Here is a 20,484-nt window from a genome sequence, read left to right as displayed (position 1 = left end):
AGGAGGAAAACAGATTGGAAAATGAAGTTTTGAAACAACTCAAAGAGAGAAAATCCGTACGCGTTTTTGAAAAGCGGGAAGTTTCTGCTGAGGTGAAAAATGAAATTCTCGCCTCGGCTTTTGAAGCGCCGACGGCCGGGAATATGATGCTTTACACCGTTATTGATGTGACGGACAGTAAAATCAAAGAACGGCTGTCCGTCCTTTGTGACAATCAGCCGTTTATTGCCAAAGCCCCGCTCGTCTTTGTTTTTACGGCGGATTATGACAAATGGTATAAAATGTTCAATGCCGCGGGGTTGTCACCTCGTAAGCCCGGGCCGGGCGACCTGCTGCTTGCCTGCTCCGACGCCATCATTGCGGCGCAGAATACGGTAACGGCGGCTCAGTCGCTGGGACTTGGCTCCTGCTATATCGGGGATATTCTTGAAAATTGTGAAAAAGTCAGGGAACTTCTCTCCTTGCCGCAATACACGCTCCCGGCCGTTATGGTGGTTTACGGATATCCCACCCAGCAGCAGAAAGACCGGGTGAAACCAAGGCGCTTTGATCCAAAACATATTGTTCACGAGAACTCCTACAGGGAAATGCAGCCGGAAGAACTTCTAAGCATGTACGGCGAAACGGGAAGCAAAGAGAGTCTGGAAGCTTTCTGCAAAAGGAAGTACATGTCTGATTTTACACTAGAAATGAATCGGTCAGTTTCGGAGCATCTGAAAAATTTCAATAAATAACGTCAGACTCAAATGAGAGAATTATTCATGCGTAAGGTTCAACTTTAAGGTCGCTTCACAGCGGCCTTTTTTGCTATGAAAATCGGACAGAAAAGTTACATAACTGTTATCTTCTGAACATACAAATAGCTAACGAAGGTGATGGTATGTACGGAAAAAACAGGACAGTTTATCTTTTGATTCTGATAGTATCCATTCTGTTCCTTTTTGGAGGAAACCGTATTGCTCAGCAGCATAAACTCAGCATTCTCGTACAAAGCAGAGATTCGGAACTGGACGATCAGGTTTTTGCTCAGGTGGTCAGTGTGGACGGTGCGGTACCGGATCAGAGTGATACAACCAGAACCATTGTAACTTTTACAGCAAAGATCACCAGCGGGCAAAATAAAGGGCAAGTCGTACAGGCCACCCAGTATGCCTACGCCAACAATCGTACTATGCCGCCTGCGGTGAGCGAAAAAGATAATGTGGTTCTGGGAAAGTTAACGCAGGATCAGGGAACACAGTGGGCTTTTGAGAATTATGAGAGAATCGATCAGATCATCATTTTGTCCGTGATTCTGGCGGCCGTGATTTTGATTTTCGGCGGCAGAAAAGGAGTTCATACCGTAATTGCCCTGCTTTTGACCTGCCTGTCTGTGTTTTATGTTTTTCTGCCGCTGATTCTGGCGGGTTTCAATATTTACTTCTGCACTATCCTGGTCTGCGTTTATGTGATCTGTGTTACATTTCTGCTGACGGGTGGAATCAACCGAAAAAGTCTGGCGGCTGCGCTGGGATGCATTGGCGGGGTCGTTTTCTCAGGCGGTATTTATTTACTGTTCAATCACACCATGAAACTGACCGGATTTTACAATGACCAGTCTTCAAGGTTGATGGAGTTGTTTTCCGACCAGTCGCTCAACCTACAGGCGGTAGTTTTTGCAATGGTTACCATTGGAGCACTTGGCGCCACCATGGACGTGGCAATGTCTATTGCATCTTCTCTAGTTGAAATTAAGTCGAATAGGGGCAGGCGTATTTCAAAGTATTCTGATTAAATCCGGTCTGAATATTGGCAGAGACATCATGGGAACGATGATGAACACGCTGATTCTGGCTTATGTAGGAAGCAGTCTGGTGACTCTGATTATTTACGCGGCTTCCAATTATCCGGTTTTACAGCTTCTGAATCAGGAGGAGATCATTGTCGAATTTCTGCAGTCGCTGGTGGGCAGTTTGGGAATGCTTTTGACCATTCCGTTTACAACGTTCATTTCGGCAATGGTATGCACGGAAGAAACAGCCCGGAAACCTCTGCCTCAAAATCTGCGCAAGAAGGAAACATTTCGGGGCAGCAAAGAAGCTCCTGAGGATAAGTAAATAGATTTAACAAAAATTGTCAATACAAATGCAAATTGTTTGCACTTGTATTGACAATTTCTTTTTTAAAAGTATAATAGTAAATGCAAGTAATTAGCATTTACTAAAAATCAGGAGGTTTGATTGTGAAAAAGATATTTACATTATTGATGGTGCTCGTTTTGGCTCTGGGGTCTCTGACCGCCTGCAGCTCGGGCTCGCAGAACACACAGGCGCCGGTACAGTCCGGTCAAAGTCCAGCCACCGAACAGACAACAGGTAAAAAGTTAAAAGTCTACGCCAGCTTTTATGCCATGTACGATTTTGCAAAAAAGGTTGGCGGCGATCAGATAGAGGTTGTCAATCTGGTTCCCGCCGGGACGGAGCCGCACGACTGGGAGCCGGCCGCCGCGGACCTTGTCAATCTGGAAAAGGCGGACGTTATTGTCTATAATGGTGCCAGTATGGAGGGCTGGGCGGAAAAGGTTCTCGGTTCGCTTCAGAATAAAAATCTGGTGACTGTGGAAGCTTCCAAAGGCCTTGATCTGATGCCCGGCCACGCGGAGGAAGGGGAAGAAGCTCAGCAGTACGATCCCCATGTCTGGCTTTCTCCTGAAAACGCAAAAAAGGAAATGGAAAATATTAAAAATGCATTTGTAGAGGCTGACAAAGCGCATCAGGACGTTTATGAAAGTAACTATAAAAAGTACGCTGCAAAGTTTGATGCACTGGACAGTGAGTATAAAACGGCAGCAGCTTCCTTCAAAAGCAAAGACATTGTTGTCGCGCATGAAGCGTTCGGATATCTCTGCAAGGCTTACGGCTTAAATCAGGTTGCCATAGAAGGGCTTACCGCGGATTCTGAGCCCGATCCGGCGCGCATGAGTGATATCATAAAGTTTGCGAAAGAAAATCAGGTGAAGACCATCTTTTTTGAAGAACTGGTCAGCCCCAAGGTTTCAGAAACCATTGCAAAGGCAGTTGGAGCTAAAACAGCCACCTTCAACCCGCTGGAAGGGCTTACCGACGGAGAACAGGCTCAGGGGATAGAATATTTTTCAGTCATGCGGGACAATCTGCAGGTGCTGAAGGAAGCATTGAATTAAACATGAATGTTTTGGAAATTCAAGATCTGTACTTTTCTTATAATCGAGAAAATGTTCTTTCCCAAATAAACCTTTCGGTAGAATACGGCGATTATGCGGGGATAATCGGTTCCAACGGCGCCGGCAAATCCACGCTTCTAAAGTTGATTCTCGGCGTTTTAAAGCCGTCCTCCGGAACCATTCGGCTGTTTGGGAAGGATGGCTGTGACCCAAGAGATTTTCGCAAAATCGGCTATATTCCTCAGAACAGTGCGGCCTTTTTCGGGGGCTTCCCCGCAACTGTGGAAGAAGTTGTAAAAGCCAACCTGTACTCTCAGCTAGGATTTCTTCGACTTCCCGCAAAAAAGCATAAAGTGTTGGTTCAGCAGGCTTTGGAAACAGTCGGTATGCAGGATTGCGCAAAACGAAGAATCGGAGAGCTTTCCGGCGGTCAGCAGCAGCGGATTATGCTGGCACGCGTTTTGGTGGCACAACCGCAGATTCTGCTGTTGGACGAACCGGTCACCGGAATCGATGCACAGGCTGCGAAAAGCCTATACGCTCTTTTGGAGCAACTCAACGCGGAACAAGGAATTACGATCCTGATGGTAACGCATGATGTTGAGCGCGCGTTCCGTTCTGCCAAACACATCCTGCACTTGAACTCAAGCGGTGTTCTGGAGGAAGATCATGATATTTGAGTATGAATTTATGCGCAGGGCGTTTCTGGTGGGAATTCTGCTCGCCGTGATTGTTCCCTGTATTGGAACTGTGATTGTACTGAAACGGCTTTCTATGGTGGGGGACGCGCTTTCCCACACTTCGCTGGCAGGTGTGGCGCTCGGTTTGATTTTCAATTTCAATCCGGTTCTGGGGGCCGTTGCTGCCTGTACACTTGCGGCTTTCGCTATGGAAGGAATCCGCAAAAAGTTCCCCCAATACTCCGAGATTTCGATTGCAATCATCATGTCCGCCGGAATCGGGCTGGCTGGCATTTTGTCCGGTTTTGTCCAGAACGCACAGAGTTTTAACAGCTTTCTTTTCGGCAGTATTGTCGCCATCAGCGATTTCGAACTGGATCTTGTCATTATCATCAGCGTGATTGTGCTGCTTTCATTTGTCTTTCTCTATAGAGAACTGTTTTACATCTCCTTCGACGAGCAGCTCGCCAGGCTGGCCGGTGTGCCGGTTCGCACAGTCAATTTCATTTTTACGGTTCTTACAGCCATCACCGTTTCCGTGGCGGCACGGACAGTTGGCGCGCTGATTGTTTCCTCCATGATGGTGGTTCCGGTTGCCTGCGCAATGCAGGTCGCCAAAAGCTACAAGAAAACTGTGCTCTGCGCAATCGGATTTGCGCTCGTGTTTACGGTGCCCGGCCTATTTATTTCCTATTATGTCGGATTAAAACCGGGAGGGACCATTGTACTGTGCGGTGTTTTGATTTTGGTTTTAATTCTTATCTTCAAAAATTCATCGGTGGGAAAGCGAATTCCTCGGTTGCGGCAGTAAACAAAAGCGTGGAAAACAGCGGTTTTCTGAGAGAAACTCCGCAATGCACTTACTGCAGAGAAATATTTTGCATCCATTTCCGATTTGGTGTAAAATAATCAATAAGCAATAAAGATTCAATCCGAAAACCCTAAAAAGGAGAGAAAAAATGCTGGAATATAAATTTGATACGCAGCTGTTAATTGAAGGAAAAAATCTTTCGGAAGATCAGATTCATGATTATATTGTGAAAAACATACCGGGAGACTGCCTGCTTGCGGTGGGGGATGAAGAACTGATTAAAATTCATTTTCACACCAATATTCCGTGGAAAGTGCTGGAGTATTGCGCTTCCTTAGGTGAAATCCATGATATTGTGGTAGAAAATATGGAACTTCAGTCCGATGGCCTTCACGGCTAAACAAAGAATTGACTTTTTAGCATTTCATCAGTCACGAGTGAGTAAGCAACTTAAAAAGGGAACGGGCTGAACCCGCTCCCTTTTTATCTCTATCCCGCGCTGTTTAAAATGGTCAAAATTTCGTCGGGAGTTTTTCCAAGTTTAGAAATAAAATTTTGCAATTCTTCAAGTTTTTTCTGCTGCTGCTGGTCAAAAATAGCTTGCTTTTGCTCTTTTACCTCTTTGATTTTTCCATCAATTTTAGATTTTCTCAGCTCCAGTTCCGCAATTTTTTCATCCAGTTTTTCAAGTCTTTGTTCATCTGTTTTCTGCGTTCCGCGTGGCAAAACAATCAGCTCCTTTTTCTTCGTAATATCCATATTGTGTTTAAATTATATTCAAATAAAAACAGGTTTATACACCAATGGAAAAGAAGCCGATTGTTTGAATTTTTGATTGCCAGCCGCAAATTTCTCGGCAGACTGAAAAACGGGGGAATGCGGAAACGCGACGAGTCGACTGTGACCAAATCACCGAACGCGGCAATTTTATGCGCTATAATGAATGCATCTTTTACAAATCTTTCGGGGATACCTTAATGAAATCTCTTAATGATCCTTGTCCCTCAGTCAGGGTATTTTCAGTTGGTTCAGCTATTTAGGAGTAGGGGGGTGAATATTCAGTGGACTATCTCATTTCATTTCTGGAAGGAATCATCACTTTTATATCACCGTGTCTGCTGCCCATGCTGCCGGTGTATGTATCTTATTTTGCCGGGCAGCAAAAGGAAAGGAATAAAAGAGTTACCCTGATTAACGCTGCTGCGTTTGTCTTTGGGTTTACTGTGGTTTTCGTTCTGATGGGTGCGTTTGCGGGTTCTGTGGGCGGAGTATTGAAAGAATACCGGACGGCGGTCAATGTGTTTTCCGGGGTCATTGTCATTTTGTTCGGACTGAGCTACATGGAGCTGGTTCCTTTGCCGTTTTTGGGTTCCAATCATCAAATGAACAAAAAGGTTGCCAATTCCGGGGTTTTGTCCTCAGTGCTGTTCGGAATCATTTTTTCCATAGGCTGGACTCCGTGTGTGGGGGCTTTCCTGGGTTCTGCTTTAATGCTGGCGGCCTCCAGCGGGGAAAGCCTGAAAGGAGTTTTCATGCTGCTGAGCTTTTCGCTCGGGCTTGGAATTCCATTTATTGCCAGCGCGGTTTTAATTGACCGTCTGCGTACGGCCTTTGATTTTATGAAAAGGAACTACCGGTATATCCGGCTGATTTCTGGCGGCCTGCTGATTATCATCGGCGTAATGATGCTGACGGGGCTGATGGGATATTTCTTATCACTGCTGACATTTTAAGGAGGGTATATGAGCAGAGGAAAAACATTTTTAGGCATCTTTTTGTTTGCGGCTTTTTTGGGCACGGCCTATTTTGCGTACAGTGTTTTATCAAGTCATTATAAGCCGAACCAAAACGAATCTGCAGGCACTCTCTCTTCCCAGGGGGATAAAATTCCGGCGCCGGATTTCACGGTGTTTGATGCAAACGGAAAGAAAGTAAAGCTATCGGATTTTCAAGGGAAACCGGTTGTGCTGAATTTCTGGGCTTCCTGGTGCCCGCCCTGCAAGGGAGAAATGCCTCATTTTAATGCCCAGTATCAAAACGCCGGGAATGATGTGGTATTTTTGATGATAGACCTTACGGACGGTGAGCGCGAAACGCAGACGAAGGCAGAAAATTATGTGAAAGAACAGGGCTTTGAATTCCCGGTCTATTTTGACAGTGAGCAGCAGGCGGCCAATATTTATGGAATTTCATCTATACCGGATACTTTTTTTATCGATCAGGACGGATATATTGTTCGGGCATATCAGGGAGCGATTGATGAAAAAACCCTTGCTGCCGGGATTGAATTAATCAAAAACAAAAGAGTGTAAAAGAATGGGATGTGCTGTAATGGAAAACGGGATTAAAACAGGGCGATACCGCCACTTCAAGGGAAATGAATATCAAGTGCTGTATCTAGCAAAACATTCGGAAACGCTGGAGGACATGGTCGTCTATCAGGCACTGTACGGGGAACGGGGCATTTGGGTGCGTCCGGCTTCCATGTGGAACGAAACCGTCGAGCGCGACGGCGCTAAGGTCAGCCGGTTTACCTATATCGGCGATTGAGCCGATGCTCAATGATAATCTTTTTTAGGAATGCTTTTCTGCCAAAGTCACGCAAAAATAGAGGAACAGAAATCCCCACGGCTCTGCCGTGGGGATTTCTGTTATGAATTTTGCTTTTTTGTTTTCATATTGGAACCTGTAAAGGCCCGCAGCCCGTAATGGGTTACACTGTTAATAAAATGAGCGATTTCCGAAGGACTTTCCTTGGCTCCTTTTAGAATCCAGTCCTGTATAATGGCCATGCTGCCGTTGACGGTGAAGGTAAACAGGCGCTCAACCATCTCCGCACTGGAATCATGCATCAGGGTTTTCCATTCCACCACGGTTTTATCGTGCGCCAGATAAATCACACGCTTTAGAAAGTCTTTATCACCGTATTCTGAAAAAAGTATCTTGCAGATCGCGCTGTGATTCCGGATTACCTGACAAATTTCCGTAAGGAGGATCTCCATGGTATCTGTATGAAAGGAGCATTCAAACGCCTGAATCACTTCCTCATACAGCTCGTTTTCAATGGTTGAGAGCAGATCCATCGGACTTGAATAATGCGCGTAAAACGTATTGCGGTTAATATCCGCCAGACGGCAAAGCTCTGTCGGAGTGATTTTGGTGATCGGTTTATCCTTCATGAGTTCAAGAAGGCTTTCCCGGAGCACCATTTTGGTATATTTTACTCTTCGGTCTTGTTCTCCCGATTTCATAACGATAAATCTCCCATTCCAGTAAAATAATAATATTTTCCAATTGAGTTAACAGACACTTTTCCGATCAAGTGTATAGGAAAAGTCACTATATCAGCGAACTGCATGTTGATTATTATACTATGTGTATTATAATATAACAGTTATAATAAAGCAACAGCTTGTTCGATAAAATTGAACAAGATAGAATGAAATGAATGGAATCATCTTTGCCGAACAATCCATAAAGAATTGTTGTATTCCGCAAGTTTATAGGAGATCGTCTATGGAATTTATTGATCTGAGAAATGTAGAAAGGGAATACCGTGTCGGTGAGAATATCATCAAGGCGGTGGATGATGTCAGCTTTAGTCTGACACAGGGAACGTTCAACGTCATCCTGGGACAAAGCGGCGCGGGTAAGACCACCATGCTCAATATGCTTGGCGGCATGGATTCGCCCACTGCGGGAACCATTTCCGTAGGCGGAGAAGTGATTTCCGGCATGACGGAAAAGGAACTGACCGATTACCGAAGAACGAAAATCGGCTTTGTGTTCCAGTTTTATAATCTGGTGCCGAACCTGACAGCGCTGGAAAATGTTCAGCTTGCGGAGGAAGTCTGCACTGATCCGCTTGACGCACAGGAAATGCTGGAGCGCGTGGGCTTGTCTAAACGCATGGACAACTTTCCGAGCCAGATGTCCGGCGGCGAGCAGCAGCGGGTATCCATCGCCCGGGCGCTTGCGAAAAATCCACAGATCGTGCTGTGCGACGAGCCAACGGGGGCGCTGGATTCCGGAACCGGACGGATTGTGCTCCGGCTGATTCAGGACGTTGCCCGCGACCTTGGGAAAACCGTGATTATTGTGACGCATAATGCGCCGATTGCGGAAATGGCCCAGACGGTTATCCATATGAGCGACGGAAAAATTGCAGAGAAAAAAATCCACAGGCACCCGAAAAAAGTGGAGGAAATTGCATGGTAAAGGGCGCTCTGTGGAAAAAAGCAATCCGGGATATGCAAAAATCAAAGGCACAGTTTATTTCCATTCTGATTATGGCGGCTTTGGCTGTGAGCATCGTAACCGGACTGGACAGCGTCTGGATATCCATTGAAAACCATACGGACACCATGTACCGGGCCACCAACCGTTCCGACCTCTGGGTTACCGTGGCAAACCCTTCGGAACAGCAGGTTTGGAAAATTCAGAAAATACCGGGAGTTGCGCTGGCGGAACGGCGCTTTACCGCTGATGCGGATACGGATCTTCCGGGGAATCCCACCCTGCATATTTACGCACTCGATAATCAAAACACCTTAGATCAGCCGGATCTACGGGCCGGACGGTTTGGAAAGCAGGACGGCGGCGCGGTTCTGGACGAAGCCTTTGCAAAAGCGCACGGACTGAAAATTGGTGACTCTCTGTCCGTCAAGCTGAACGGTACCTGGGTACGGCTGCCGATTACCGGGCTGGCGTTAAGCAGTGAACATATTTTTTCGGTGAAAAATTCAACCGATTTATCTCCGAACAGCCAAAAGTACGGCTTTTTAACCATCCGCGCGGATTCCCTTGAAAGTGTATACGGGCAAAAGGTGTTTAACCAGATCTGCATCAAACTTCTGCCGGGCGCGGATGTCAGTCAGGTGGAACAGCAGGCGGACGAAATAATCGGGAAAAACCTGATAGGTTTGATTGCGTGGAAAGACAGCAGCAGTGCAGGCAGCGTAGATTCTCTTGTCCAGCAGTTTAAAACGCTGGCGACTGCTTTTCCGCTCCTTTTCTTTCTGGTGACTGCCCTCATTACCCAAAGCACTATGATGCGTCTGGTGGAAAATCAGCGCAGCCAGATTGGAACCCTGAAGGCACTGGGCTACAGCCGCCGAACGATTCTAATGCACTATACCTCCTACGGCCTTGGGGTCGGTTTTTTGGGCGCTTTGGCCGGGCTGGCCATTGGCCCCGTTCTGTTCGGAAAGGTTCTGATTCCCAGACTCCGACTGACTTTGCCGGACTATTCCGTTTCGGTCAATTACCCGAATTTTTTCTTTGCGCTTCTTCTCATTTTGATCTGTACTGGCGGCGTTTCGTTCTACGCCTGCTGGAAGCTGCAGGGGGACACCCCCGCGGTGCTCCTGCGGGATAAACCGCCCAAAAGGGGCAGTCATATTCTTCTGGAATCTGTTCCCTCGCTTTGGAGAAAAATGAGGTTCAGCAGAAAACTGATTGCGCGTAATATTTTTAGGAACAAGTCGCGCCTGATTATGAGTATTATCGGCATCATGGGCTGTACCGGCACCATCCTTTCCGCCTTTACCATTAATGATATGGTCGCGGCTATTCCGATTCAGGTTTATGAACAGACGTTTACCTACGATCAAAAAGTGCTGGTCGATCAGAAAAAGACGGATTTCCGCTATCTGAACAATCTGCAATTGGACGGCATTACGCAGCAGATTCAGGAAACCGCGGCGGAAGTAGTCTGTCCCAATGGACAGAGGAAAATGGAACCCCTGACAATTACCACACAGGACAGCCCGCTGGTCAACCTCAGGGAGCTTTCGGGGAAAAAGGTAACCCTGACAAACGACGGAATCACGATGACCCGCAAGCTGGCGGAAACGCTGGGAGTGAAGCAGGGCGACAGCATCCGTATTAAGAGGACGAGCGATCAGTACGTTTCGGTACCGATTGTGCAGACAGTCTATTTAGCTTCTGGACAGGGAATATATTTAACGGATACCTACTGGAAATCTCTCGGAGAAAAGTTTCAGCCAACGGCGCTTCTGATCAAATGGAACGGAGCGCCCGATAAAAAATTCCTCAGCAGCGACGCCGTTGAGGAAGCGGTGGACCGAACGGGGCAGTCGGCGGATTTTGCCGCGACGACACAGGTCATGCTGATTGCTGTGATTATGCTTATCGTAATCGGAGCGGCGCTTGCCTTTGTGGTTCTTTACAACTGCAGTGTTCTCAATTACACAGAGCGGATCCGAGACCTTGCCACACTGCGCGTACTCGGGTTCCACCAGAAGGAAGTTCGTTCCCTGGTGCTGCTGGAAAATTACATTTCCAGCTTCCTTGGATTGCTGCTTGGAATTCCGGTAGGCTGGTTCATTGCCGAAGTTGTGGCGGCGGGTCTTGATAAGAGAATGGATCTGATTGGTTCGCTCAGCTTTCAGAATATCCTGATTTCCGGCGCAATGACGTTTCTTTTCGCCGGATTTATCAATCAGGTGGTTGCGAAGAAGATGCAGAATCTTGATATGCTTTCGGCTCTAAAGAGCGTTGAATAAAAACAGGAGGATTTTCCGTGAAAACAGGGTTTGCAAAATTGAAAAAATGGGTTTCATTACATAAAAAGATCTCGCTGATTTTGGGCGGGGTTCTGGTTGCCCTGGTCGTCGTATTTGGGATCAGTCAATTTCAAAAAGAGCCTGCCGCGAAAGGAAACATTCCTTTACCGTCCGCTGCGCAAAGCAATGAGCTCGACGCGTGGGGCGAAGTAAAATACGGCACCGCGGTTGACATTAATATTGATTTTCCGTCAATTGTAACCGGTGTCTCCGTCAAAGAGGGCGACCGGGTCACCTTTGGTCAGATACTGGTGACGCTGGACCTTTCGGAATATCAGGGAATCCTTGATAAGCTGAAACAGCAGGTCGCGGCCAACGAGGCGGGACTTCCGGCCGCCGAGCAGAGTATTGCCGCGCTGGAAGCCGACATTGCCCAGACACAGAGCCTGCTGAACCGTAAATCGGGAGAATACCGAAGCGGAACCAGCCCCGATCTCAAGCTTCTGCAGAACTCCCTGACTCTGGCCAATCAGGAAGTGGCGGACGCCAAACGCGACCTGCAGAATAATCAGACGTTATACAATTCGGGCGCTGTCTCCAAAGCGACTCTTAATCAGTATGTGTCGGCGCTGAATCAGAAGCAGAAAGCGCTTACGGATGTACAGTACAACCTTACGAAGGCGAAAAACGCTTTGAAAGAGGAAGTCGATCAGTTGACCGTTTCGCTCCAATCCAAAAAGACGCAGCTTGACACCCTCAAAAACAGCAATACGGCAAATACCGCAAAGCAGCAGAGCGGACTCACCGCCGCACAGGTAGATCTCAACCTGATGACGGCGAAGACCGCGAAGGACTACCTGAAAGGGAATCAGATCGTATGCGGCCTGAAAAAGGGAATTATACAGGGGATTGCCGTCAGTAATGCCGATCCCCTTGGCGTGCAGAACGCTCCCACCCGTGTGCTCCAAATCATCGACGCGGATTCGCTTACGATCAGCGCGGAAGTGGATGAGGTATTTATTGGGAAAGTAAAGCTGGGCGATACCGTCCGGATTGTTCCCACGTCAGCTCCGGACGTTGCGCTTTCCGGAACCGTTACGCAGATACCGAACCTCGCGCAGGAAAAAGACGGGAAACGGGTTGTCCGCGTACTGGTCAAACCGTCCGACCCGAATCAGCTGCTCAAACCCGGATATACGGCGGACGTATATTTTTCTTTGAAATAACCCCAGGCGGCGCTTTTTGCCGTGTTTTGCGAAGTTTTCAGATTCCGTTGAGGAGTCGATTGAGATAGAAAATGGTATTAAATCTTGAGCTTCAAGTATTTAATACCATTTTTCTTTTTATAATTCGTTTTACTCATATTGAAGGCTTTGTGTATGATAAAATAGCTAAAGAAATACCTGAATTTGACAAATAATACCCGATTTTTTGGAAAATTTTATGATACTAAAAATGATTAACATCTTTGGGAGGATGCTTTATGCGATATGTCCCGACTCTTTGTCTTCGTGAAGGCATGGTGCTGGCAAAAAATTTATACGGAAACGACGGCAGCCTGCTATTGCAGCAGGGACAGCCCCTGAAACCGTCGTATATTTCTCATATAGCGCATAATGGGTTTCAGGGTGTCTACATTTCCGACAAGCTGTCGGACGAGATTGAGATCAAGACCGTTATTAACGACCAGCTGAGAAATTCGGCGGTCACAGCAGTCAAGGATATGTATAATCAAACCCTGACCACCGGATTCAACCAGATCATGGCCGATAATGCAAAAGTGATTGTGCAGGATATAGTGGAAGAAATTATTTTGAACCAGAACATCATGGTCAATATGATCGATTTGAAATCCTATGACAACTACACCTATTTCCATTCCGTCAATGTCGGCGTTCTTTCCATTGTGATGGGGGTGACGCTTGGCTTGAATGAAACAGATCTTTTTAAACTTGGGCTGGGCGCTTTGCTGCATGATATCGGCAAGGTGTTTGTCAGCAAAGGTATTATTGATAAAACGGATTCGTTAACTCCCGAAGAGTATGAAGAGGTCAAAAAGCATCCTGACCTGGGATATGAATACCTTACCCGCGCAAATCTGGATTTGCCGCTGTTAGGCCTTATTGGCATTTTGCAGCATCACGAACGCATGGACGGGAGCGGTTATCCGGCCGGGCTGTCAGGGGACGGTATCAATCGATTCAGCCGTATTATTTCCATTGCGGATGTCTTCGACGCTATGACATCCGACCGTCCGTATCGACCGGCAATGATGCCTTCGGAGGTGATGGAATATCTGATGGGAGGCGCTGGAACGCTGTTTGACCCGGAACTGATCCAACTGTTCACCAGAAAAGTCGCCGCATTTCCGCTTGGAACCTGTGTACTGCTGAACAATGGCCTTACTGCCATTGTTGTTGAAAACTATGAAGACTGCGTGCTGAGGCCAAAAGTCAAAGTCGTGTGCAGCAACGAAAACAAACCGATGTACTTAGACCTTAAGAATAATAGGAATTTAGCAAATCTTACGATAACGGGCGTAGTGAAAATTTAAAATTACGATAAAGACAAAAAGGTTTGAGTCCTGTGTTATACAGAATTCAAACCTTTTTGTCACCTAGCAATTATTTAAAACAGAATCGCCACAAACAGTTCGAATGAGGAGACATCCGACTTTATGCGTTTCTAGTTTCAAGTAAGTTTACTTGTACTTCGCGGTGCATTTCCCGGCTCTTCTTTTCCAGCTGGTTCTCAAAACATTTTTTAATGATTCCTTCCGGAAATTTTATCATCGAAACTCCGCACTGCTTCAGTTCATGAAACAGTTCCGCGTCCACTAATTTCGCTGCAGCGACGGTATCGATGCTGGCCGCTGATTTTTTGCGGAGATAATCGTTGTATTCTATCTTTCTGCAGGGATATTCTCCCATCATATTGTCGGTATCTTCTACAAACAGCATATCGGTGAACTCGCAGATCCCCAGATCCATTCCGCGGAAATCCCGTCCCGAAACCGATTGATAGTAATTACACAATTTACAATCCAACATAATCACAAGCCTCCTATATTATCTGACAGGTACGGATTCATTGATTCCGGTGTGTGCCTGTTTTGCAAAATTATCAATGCTCATTCTATTTTTCATCGCGTGGTTTAAGCTGAGGCAGGCGGCTCCGCCGGCACATCCGCCGACACAGGCCATACCCTCTATAAAGTTTTCAGCCAGCTTTCCCTTAGAAGCCTTGAGCAGTGCGGCGCGGCATTCTTCCAGTCCGTCGCAAATGACCGGGTCTACCTGAAAATCAGAATTTTCTTGCTGCAGGACGTTGAATACCGCTTCCGTTACTCCGCCGTTTCTGGCAAAAATTCTGCCGAAGTAAGAAGCGTCGTTCAGCTTCTTTTCTTCCAGTTCCTCCGGCTGAATATTCAAACCGCCGAATATGGCCTGCAGTTCTTCAAAAGTAATGACGGAGTCGACGATCCCGTGCAGTTCTTCCTTCTGAAATTCCATTTTCTTCGCGATGCAGGGGCCGATAAATACCACTTTCGCCGTTTTGTCAATCATTTTAATCAATCGGGCTGTTTCCACCATCGGAGAAACGTTGCCGGAAATGTTTTGTTCCAATTCAGGGAAGTTTGTCTTAATATACTGAACGAATGCGGGGCAGCAGGAGGTCGTCAGAAACTCTTTCTCAGCCAGTTCCTCCGCTTCTTTCCGCGCAGTGATGTCCGCGCCAAGGGCGGCTTCCACCACTTTGTGAAAACCGATTTGATGCAGGCCTGAAACAATCTGCCCGATTTTGGCGTAAGAGAATTGGCTTGCGATTGCGGGCGCAACGGCGGCGTAAACCCTGTAGTTCTTTCCGTGATTGGAGTCTCTAATCATCTGCATGACATTCAGAACATATGACTTATCCACTATGGCACCGAAAGGACACTGACGGACACATGCCCCGCAGCGAATGCATTTATCCGGGTCAATATCCGCTTTGTTCTGCTCATCCAAAAAGATTGCTTTCGCTTTGCAGGCATTGATGCACGGCCGTTCCTGCTCTGTAATCGCATGGTAGGGGCAGGCCCGCATGCACTGGCCGCATCCCTTGCACTTGTCCGGGTCGATGACCGCTTTATGGTTCACGAAGGTAATTGCCTTTGCCGGACACGCGGCCTGGCAGCGGTGCGCAATGCAGCCCTGGCAGGTTTCCGTAACAAGAAACCGTTTGCTGGGACATTCTTCACAGGCAATGTCAATCACCTCGACAACGTTTTTGTTGTCTGGGTTTCCACCCATCGCCATTTTTACGCGTTCCTCCACAATTGCCCTTTCCCGGTAAATACAGCATCTCATAGTAGCCTTCGGGCCGGGTACAATCGTTCGCGGGATATCATACAGTTTTGTGGTCAGCTCATTTTTTTCGGAAAGCCGAACCACCTCTTTCAGTACTCTGTATTTCAGTTCCTGTACATTGGAATCAAAAACCAGCAATTCACACACCCTCCACAAATCAACCCCTCATGATGGGGGAATAGAATCAGACTGTATCGGAAACCTTTCGGTTTCTGTTTCAGCAGGAACCCACTGCCTGCAGGACATATTTCCCAAACACATGCTCCAGGTTATCTTTTGAAACAAAGTCGGTAAAAGCTTCTCCTATTTTCACCGGTACTCCTGATTGGGCAAAATCACCGACGCAAAGGGAAGCGCTCAGTGAAACTTTGTTTTCCAGATGATTCTGTTTGATCAGCCTTTGAAAGTCCTTTAACACATCGAAGGACGTTAACCGCAACGTTTTTCCAATATATACTTCAATCACCATAAAAACACACCAATCCTTTTCCTGTAATTTTCTATGCTGCGAAAATCACTTCTTAATAGCAAAGTAAAATTAACACGTCAAAAGCAAATCGTCAATGAAATCCGGATTTTCAGGAGGATTTCGGCAGCTTTATCCGGACCCGAAACAGACCGTAAACAGTGTAAAGTCCCATGAACAGTGGAATTTACGCATTCGATAAGTTAATATTTTAACAAAAAGACACTTTGTATTTAAAAACCATATTTATAATACAATAAATGAAAACAAGTACCGGCAGCGTTGTTTTTTGATTTGATTTATGGTAGGATAAAACAATATTAATTGGGTTCATTAATTTGGAGTATTTTGAATGGAAGAAATTATTGGTTTAAATAAATCTGATTGTAAAAACTGCTATAAGTGCATTCGCAATTGTCCGGTAAAATCGATTGCATACCGCAATGAACAGATTCACATTATTGGCGACGAATGTATTTATTGCGGGAATTGCCTGCTGATTTGTCCGCAGAACGCAAAATATATCAACAGCGATCTTTTTAAGGTAAAACAGGCGATCCGTGCGGGGGAGAAACTTTATGTTTCTCTGGCCCCGTCCTATATTGCGGCTTTTCCGCAGACCGGTATTACAAAAATATCCGCGGCGCTGAAAAAGCTGGGATTTACCCATGTGGAGGAAACGGCTATCGGCGCGGAACAAGTTACCCGTGAGTATGAAAAGCTGATTCGGGAACATAAAATGCAGAACATCATTACCACCTCCTGTCCCTCGGTAAATCTGCTTGTAGAAAAGAACTATCCTTCGCTGATCCCGCAGCTTGCGCCGGTAGTGACTCCGTTGATTGCGCATGCGCGCATGATTAAACAGATTTACGGCGTTCGGGCAAAAATTGTTTTTATCGGGCCTTGTATTTCCAAGAAATATGAGTGTGCCGACCCCGACAACGGCAATCTCTTATTTTCCGTGCTCACCTTTGACGAACTGGAGAAATGGTTCCATGAAGAGAAAGTAGATCTCTCCCGGCGCGACCAGAACAGCCGCACCTTAAAAAATACCCTGCCCCGTTATTATCCCGCGCCGGGGGGGATCATCAAGAATCTGCGGCAAAAAGAGCGCGGCACCTATGAGTGCCTGAGTGTCGACGGTGTGGACCGCTGCATTGAAATTCTGGATTCTATTGTTCAGGACCATCTGTCCGGCTATTTTTTGGAGTTAAACGCCTGTTCCGGGGGATGCCTGGGCGGCCCTATTCTGAAACTGATGAATCACAGCTTTTTAAATTCAAAAAATGTGCTGGTCAACAATGTGAAGCAGATGAACGAAGCGCCGCCCGCCCTTACAGAAGGAGTAGCGTCACAGTTTACCAAAAAATTCAGAAACCGTTCCGCCAAGAAAGAGACGATCGATGAAGAAAAAATCCGCAGCGTTCTGGCTTCCACCGGAAAAACGACGCCGGAGAAAGAGCTGAACTGCGGATGCTGCGGCTACAATACCTGCCGGGAAAAAGCGATCGCCGTTCTGCAGGGAAAAGCAAATATCAATATGTGCATTCCCTATATGCGGGAACTGGCCGAAAGTATGTCCAATACGGTTGTCGAACACACGCCAACCGGGATTCTGGTCATTAACGATCAACTCAATATAGAGCAATTCAATCCTTCCGCCGCGAAGTTGCTGAAAATTGACGAACAGTGCGTCGGGCAGCCGATCAGCGCCATCCTTCCCAGCGCGGATTTTCAGGAAGTTTTGCAGAGCGGGGAAAACATTCTGAACCATAAACAGTCTTACAGCGGACTGGGTGTGATTCTGGAACAGACAGTGGTAAATGTGAGCAATAACCAGCTGATGTTTGTGCTTCTGAAGGATATTACCCAGCAGGAACAGGTGCTGGAAGAGCAGCGTAAGGTTACGGAGAAAACCGCCGCCTTTGCAAAAGAGATCGTGAATAAGCAGATGCGGGTCGTACAGGAAATTGCGGATCTTTTGGGAGAAACAACCTGCGAAACCAAAGTCGCGCTTCTGCAGCTGACCGAAAATATCGTTCCGCTGACGGGGGATGAAGAACATCGTAAAAATTGACACCTACAGTGCGTGTATTCCCCAGTTTCAGGAAGAATTCTGTAAAGACCGGATGAAAATTATCCGAAATGAACTGGGTGTTACGGCTATCCTTGCCGGCGGGGAAAACGGCGGGGCAAGAGCAAACCTTCTTACATCCTTCGCCGTCAGGATGATGGAGACGATGGGCGGCGGCGGGGTGTCCGTCGCACACATTGCCAACATGCTTGTAGAGTCCCAGCCGTCAGGCCGACAGGCGGAAAACGGAAACAACATTGGCTTCACGCTGATTCTTGCGCGTTTTGACGGGCATATCTATGTGGAGCAGTTTGGAACACCCGATGTGATTTTTCTCCGGCGCGGAAAGCCGGTAACCATAAAGACTGCCGGCCGGGTACTGCAGGGAAAAACAATCCGGAGCACGGAACTCACCGCCAAGCAGGCCGATACGGTGATCGCGGTCGGCAGCGGTATGCTAAACGCCGGAGCGGACAGAAATCTGAAGGATGGCTGGAGCTTGCGGAACATACAAACTTATATGGAGAATGCCTATCATCCCGGTATGTCGGCGGAAGAACCGGTTCGGCTGCTCCTGGCGGCAGGGGAATCCCTTTCTTTTGGAAGACCCAAAAGCGATTTATCCGCGCTGGCCTTCCGAATAGAACCTTCCGCTTCCTTGCGTAGAAGAGGGGCGCCGGATGTTGCAAGGCAGGTTGTGTTATGACTTATAAAACACTGATGCTGCAGATCTACAAACCCAGCAGGCATAAGCGGGATTTGATGGATGCCGCTCTTCTGCGTTATTCACAGGCGCTGCAGTTTCTTCTGGACCGGTACGAGAAGGAAATCGGGATTCTGTGCGAAACAGAAGCGCCTGTTCCACAGCACCGGATACTGAAAATGATTGATAAGGAAACTTCCGAAAGCCTGAATCAGTTTGGGGTGCAGCCTTTCAAGGATTCCTTAAAATTAGATTTTGCCGCTACTGCGGCAACCTATCTTGCCCAAAAGCAGAAAAACTCGCGAACCGGGTATCCGCTCGCTTTTTTGGACGCTCCGCGCTACTCGCTGGCAATGGAGGAATGCATAGGGCTGTTCGACACGGGAGACATCGGTACACAGGGCCTTGAACACCGCTGTTCTAAACTGGTTGGAAAGGCGGGAAAGCCGCGTTCCGTCTATTTTGGCCGCTATGCCAGGGAGCGAGATTACTGCTTGCTGTACGATGAATTTAAAGACCGTTTTTATGCAAAATTATATCTTCTGAACCGGAAGGACAGCATTTCCGGCGAATATGGCAACAGCGGGCTCAGCCTGAAATATGTCTGTGAAGGATCGTATTATATGAACAATCTTCCCGGACAGAGGCGCTATATCGTTGTTCCGCTGGCCTTTGGGAAAAAGCAGCTTGCCGACCTGAAGCAGGCACTGCAGCAGCCGCGGCTGCTGCATTCCGCCAGACTGGTTAAAAAAGGCAATAAGTATTACTTAATGATTTATATGGAGTGCGGCTCCGGCATCGTTGATGAAACGGTTACAACCATGGGGGTTGCGCGCAATGCGCGGGGAGGATTAAGTTATACGGTTTGCGGCGAGGGCGGCGCTGTTTTGGAAAACAATTCTATTTCCGCATCAGTGAATCAAAATACGGTTTTTTATCTGTCAAACAGAATAGCGGAAATTGCCGTGAAGAATGGTTCCCAGGTGATACTGGAGGCAAACGGCGGAGCCAACGACAGAATCCCGGTTTCGGCTGAAGACGCACAGCACTGTTTTTCTGTCAGAGATTACGCGTCACTGGTAAAAACCTTAAAATATAAATTACCCGAAAAAGGGCTGCCGCCGCCGATTGAGGTAAGTGCGAACAGTCTTTTCCTTACCTGTCCGCGCTGCGGAACCAGAACCCGGCGCAACCGGGTGACCGATGAGCTTTTTGTGTGCATCCACTGTGGCTGTGCGACCGAATTTGAGTGGGTGGGCAGCGAAAATCTCGCGAAAAAACTCGACAGGTACCGCAAGGATAAGGTGCCTATTACGATCATTAAAAAAGAGGACGGTTTCCTTTGCCGCAGCCAGCTTCTTGGCTTCCAATACCGGCTCCCGCCGGGCGCCGCAGACGATACGTCCCTGTTTGACGAGCTCAGCCGATTTTTGGAAGGGCTGCGGGGAACCTATATTTACGATCCCAAAAAATATGCGGTTTGGAAAAAGCTTTCACAGGCCGCGAATCTTCGGGAATCCGTCCACCTGATCCTGAAGTGAAATCATTCCGGGTGCATTAGCTGCCGCATCATGTTTCCGCAGACGCGGGGAAACCCGTGTGCAGAGCAATTCCGCTGAGCGGAGGCGGTGAAAACCGTTCAAGTGCAGCTATTTAAATAAGACCTGACCCAAGAGATTCTTCTCTTTTC

Annotated in this window: 22 protein-coding genes; 17 read left to right on the top strand and 5 right to left on the bottom strand. The window is 47.3% G+C overall.

Annotated elements, in window-relative coordinates; genetic code table 11:
* The first annotated feature begins 14 nt into the window (after positions 1-14).
* From J5W02_RS04665 to J5W02_RS04635, 7 genes are all read left to right on the top strand, one after another.
* Positions 15-734, top strand: coding sequence for a nitroreductase family protein (locus tag J5W02_RS04665; RefSeq protein ID WP_219964521.1), 720 nt, complete (start codon positions 15-17; stop codon positions 732-734).
* 146 nt (positions 735-880) lie between these two features.
* Positions 881-1,774: a YibE/F family protein gene (locus J5W02_RS04660; protein WP_219964520.1), complete on the top strand. Its 894-nt coding sequence runs from the start codon at positions 881-883 to the stop codon at positions 1,772-1,774.
* Between the two features lie 28 nt (positions 1,775-1,802).
* Positions 1,803-2,096, top strand: coding sequence for a YibE/F family protein (locus J5W02_RS04655; protein WP_219964519.1), 294 nt, complete (start codon positions 1,803-1,805; stop codon positions 2,094-2,096).
* Positions 2,097-2,221: 125 nt separating this feature from the next.
* The gene (locus J5W02_RS04650) at positions 2,222-3,181 is read left to right on the top strand and encodes a metal ABC transporter solute-binding protein, Zn/Mn family (protein ID WP_456237059.1); all 960 of its coding nucleotides are present in this window, start codon (positions 2,222-2,224) and stop codon (positions 3,179-3,181) included.
* Positions 3,182-3,192: 11 nt separating this feature from the next.
* Entirely contained in the window at positions 3,193-3,861 is a 669-nt protein-coding gene (locus J5W02_RS04645) for a metal ABC transporter ATP-binding protein (RefSeq protein WP_407928355.1), read from the top strand.
* The gene (locus J5W02_RS04640; protein WP_255575570.1) at positions 3,851-4,672 is read left to right on the top strand and encodes a metal ABC transporter permease; all 822 of its coding nucleotides are present in this window, start codon (positions 3,851-3,853) and stop codon (positions 4,670-4,672) included. Before J5W02_RS04645 ends, J5W02_RS04640 begins: the two co-directional genes overlap by 11 nt.
* 148 nt (positions 4,673-4,820) lie before the next feature.
* Positions 4,821-5,072, top strand: coding sequence for a kinase to dihydroxyacetone kinase (locus J5W02_RS04635; protein ID WP_219964517.1), 252 nt, complete (start codon positions 4,821-4,823; stop codon positions 5,070-5,072).
* Between the two features lie 89 nt (positions 5,073-5,161).
* Here J5W02_RS04635 and J5W02_RS04630 read toward each other — a convergent pair whose 3' ends face one another.
* Positions 5,162-5,431, bottom strand: coding sequence for a hypothetical protein (locus J5W02_RS04630; RefSeq protein ID WP_219964516.1), 270 nt, complete (start codon positions 5,429-5,431; stop codon positions 5,162-5,164).
* A 302-nt stretch (positions 5,432-5,733) separates the two neighbouring features.
* Between J5W02_RS04630 and J5W02_RS04625 the strand changes: the two genes are divergently transcribed.
* The 3 genes from J5W02_RS04625 to J5W02_RS04615 are packed head-to-tail and all read left to right on the top strand — an operon-like array spanning position 5,734 to position 7,222.
* Complete coding sequence (locus J5W02_RS04625; protein ID WP_219964515.1) at positions 5,734-6,405, top strand: cytochrome c biogenesis CcdA family protein; 672 nt, start codon at positions 5,734-5,736, stop codon at positions 6,403-6,405.
* A gap of 9 nt (positions 6,406-6,414) precedes the next feature.
* Positions 6,415-6,984 (top strand): TlpA family protein disulfide reductase, encoded by a 570-nt coding sequence (locus J5W02_RS04620; RefSeq protein WP_219964514.1) that lies wholly within the window; start codon positions 6,415-6,417, stop codon positions 6,982-6,984.
* Positions 6,985-7,003: 19 nt separating this feature from the next.
* Positions 7,004-7,222 (top strand): DUF1653 domain-containing protein, encoded by a 219-nt coding sequence (locus tag J5W02_RS04615; RefSeq protein WP_219964513.1) that lies wholly within the window; start codon positions 7,004-7,006, stop codon positions 7,220-7,222.
* A gap of 101 nt (positions 7,223-7,323) precedes the next feature.
* Here the strand turns inward: J5W02_RS04615 and J5W02_RS04610 are convergent, their stop codons facing one another.
* Entirely contained in the window at positions 7,324-7,923 is a 600-nt protein-coding gene (locus tag J5W02_RS04610; protein WP_219964512.1) for a TetR/AcrR family transcriptional regulator, read from the bottom strand.
* 265 nt (positions 7,924-8,188) lie between these two features.
* Here J5W02_RS04610 and J5W02_RS04605 point away from each other — a divergent pair, with 265 nt between their 5' ends.
* The 4 genes from J5W02_RS04605 to J5W02_RS04590 all read left to right on the top strand — a co-directional run bounded on the left by J5W02_RS04605 (position 8,189) and on the right by J5W02_RS04590 (position 13,753).
* Positions 8,189-8,890, top strand: a complete 702-nt coding sequence (locus tag J5W02_RS04605; RefSeq protein WP_219964511.1) for an ABC transporter ATP-binding protein — start codon at positions 8,189-8,191, stop codon at positions 8,888-8,890.
* Entirely contained in the window at positions 8,884-11,199 is a 2,316-nt protein-coding gene (locus J5W02_RS04600) for an ABC transporter permease (RefSeq protein WP_219964510.1), read from the top strand. Before J5W02_RS04605 ends, J5W02_RS04600 begins: the two co-directional genes overlap by 7 nt.
* A gap of 17 nt (positions 11,200-11,216) precedes the next feature.
* Positions 11,217-12,425 carry an HlyD family secretion protein gene (locus J5W02_RS04595; protein ID WP_330659679.1) on the top strand — a complete coding sequence of 403 codons (1,209 nt, stop codon included), beginning with the start codon at positions 11,217-11,219 and terminating at the stop codon, positions 12,423-12,425.
* Between the two features lie 257 nt (positions 12,426-12,682).
* Positions 12,683-13,753, top strand: coding sequence for an HD-GYP domain-containing protein (locus J5W02_RS04590; protein ID WP_219964509.1), 1,071 nt, complete (start codon positions 12,683-12,685; stop codon positions 13,751-13,753).
* 121 nt (positions 13,754-13,874) lie between these two features.
* Here the strand turns inward: J5W02_RS04590 and J5W02_RS04585 are convergent, their stop codons facing one another.
* The 3 genes from J5W02_RS04585 to J5W02_RS04575 all read right to left on the bottom strand — a co-directional run bounded on the left by J5W02_RS04585 (position 13,875) and on the right by J5W02_RS04575 (position 16,017).
* On the bottom strand, positions 13,875-14,249 hold the full coding sequence (locus J5W02_RS04585; protein ID WP_219964508.1) for a hypothetical protein: 375 nt from the start codon (positions 14,247-14,249) through the stop codon (positions 13,875-13,877).
* A gap of 18 nt (positions 14,250-14,267) precedes the next feature.
* A complete protein-coding gene (locus tag J5W02_RS04580; protein WP_219964507.1) occupies positions 14,268-15,686 on the bottom strand; it encodes a 4Fe-4S dicluster domain-containing protein in 1,419 nt (472 codons plus the stop codon).
* Positions 15,687-15,765: 79 nt separating this feature from the next.
* Positions 15,766-16,017, bottom strand: a complete 252-nt coding sequence (locus J5W02_RS04575; RefSeq protein WP_219964506.1) for a (2Fe-2S) ferredoxin domain-containing protein — start codon at positions 16,015-16,017, stop codon at positions 15,766-15,768.
* 349 nt (positions 16,018-16,366) lie between these two features.
* Here J5W02_RS04575 and J5W02_RS04570 point away from each other — a divergent pair, with 349 nt between their 5' ends.
* The 3 genes from J5W02_RS04570 to J5W02_RS04560 are packed head-to-tail and all read left to right on the top strand — an operon-like array spanning position 16,367 to position 20,335.
* On the top strand, positions 16,367-18,094 hold the full coding sequence (locus J5W02_RS04570; protein ID WP_219964505.1) for a [Fe-Fe] hydrogenase large subunit C-terminal domain-containing protein: 1,728 nt from the start codon (positions 16,367-16,369) through the stop codon (positions 18,092-18,094).
* On the top strand, positions 18,072-18,797 hold the full coding sequence (locus J5W02_RS04565; protein ID WP_219964504.1) for a PP2C family serine/threonine-protein phosphatase: 726 nt from the start codon (positions 18,072-18,074) through the stop codon (positions 18,795-18,797). Before J5W02_RS04570 ends, J5W02_RS04565 begins: the two co-directional genes overlap by 23 nt.
* The gene (locus tag J5W02_RS04560) at positions 18,794-20,335 is read left to right on the top strand and encodes a zinc ribbon domain-containing protein (RefSeq protein ID WP_219964503.1); all 1,542 of its coding nucleotides are present in this window, start codon (positions 18,794-18,796) and stop codon (positions 20,333-20,335) included. The genes J5W02_RS04565 and J5W02_RS04560 overlap by 4 nt, the downstream gene beginning before the upstream one ends.
* Positions 20,336-20,484 lie beyond the last annotated feature (149 nt).

The organism is Caproiciproducens faecalis, from assembly GCF_019448085.1.
Taxonomy (GTDB): Bacteria; Bacillota; Clostridia; order Oscillospirales; family Acutalibacteraceae; genus Caproiciproducens; species Caproiciproducens faecalis.
The sequence above is the reverse complement of the archived record's forward strand: the minus strand, read 5'-3'. Positions and strand labels throughout refer to the sequence as shown.

What these genes read in the sequence shown, in the direction of transcription:
- J5W02_RS04660 (WP_219964520.1), top strand. Translation starts at nt 881, where the DNA reads ATGTACGGAAAAAACAGGACAGTTTATCTTTTGATTCTGATAGTATCC.
- J5W02_RS04655 (WP_219964519.1), top strand. Translation starts at nt 1,803, where the DNA reads ATGGGAACGATGATGAACACGCTGATTCTGGCTTATGTAGGAAGCAGT.
- J5W02_RS04640 (WP_255575570.1), top strand. Translation starts at nt 3,851, where the DNA reads ATGATATTTGAGTATGAATTTATGCGCAGGGCGTTTCTGGTGGGAATT.
- J5W02_RS04635 (WP_219964517.1), top strand. Translation starts at nt 4,821, where the DNA reads ATGCTGGAATATAAATTTGATACGCAGCTGTTAATTGAAGGAAAAAAT.
- J5W02_RS04630 (WP_219964516.1), bottom strand. Translation starts at nt 5,431, where the DNA reads ATGGATATTACGAAGAAAAAGGAGCTGATTGTTTTGCCACGCGGAACG.
- J5W02_RS04620 (WP_219964514.1), top strand. Translation starts at nt 6,415, where the DNA reads ATGAGCAGAGGAAAAACATTTTTAGGCATCTTTTTGTTTGCGGCTTTT.
- J5W02_RS04615 (WP_219964513.1), top strand. Translation starts at nt 7,004, where the DNA reads ATGGAAAACGGGATTAAAACAGGGCGATACCGCCACTTCAAGGGAAAT.
- J5W02_RS04610 (WP_219964512.1), bottom strand. Translation starts at nt 7,923, where the DNA reads ATGAAATCGGGAGAACAAGACCGAAGAGTAAAATATACCAAAATGGTG.
- J5W02_RS04605 (WP_219964511.1), top strand. Translation starts at nt 8,189, where the DNA reads ATGGAATTTATTGATCTGAGAAATGTAGAAAGGGAATACCGTGTCGGT.
- J5W02_RS04600 (WP_219964510.1), top strand. Translation starts at nt 8,884, where the DNA reads ATGGTAAAGGGCGCTCTGTGGAAAAAAGCAATCCGGGATATGCAAAAA.
- J5W02_RS04590 (WP_219964509.1), top strand. Translation starts at nt 12,683, where the DNA reads ATGCGATATGTCCCGACTCTTTGTCTTCGTGAAGGCATGGTGCTGGCA.
- J5W02_RS04585 (WP_219964508.1), bottom strand. Translation starts at nt 14,249, where the DNA reads ATGTTGGATTGTAAATTGTGTAATTACTATCAATCGGTTTCGGGACGG.
- J5W02_RS04575 (WP_219964506.1), bottom strand. Translation starts at nt 16,017, where the DNA reads ATGGTGATTGAAGTATATATTGGAAAAACGTTGCGGTTAACGTCCTTC.
- J5W02_RS04570 (WP_219964505.1), top strand. Translation starts at nt 16,367, where the DNA reads ATGGAAGAAATTATTGGTTTAAATAAATCTGATTGTAAAAACTGCTAT.
- J5W02_RS04565 (WP_219964504.1), top strand. Translation starts at nt 18,072, where the DNA reads ATGAAGAACATCGTAAAAATTGACACCTACAGTGCGTGTATTCCCCAG.
- J5W02_RS04560 (WP_219964503.1), top strand. Translation starts at nt 18,794, where the DNA reads ATGACTTATAAAACACTGATGCTGCAGATCTACAAACCCAGCAGGCAT.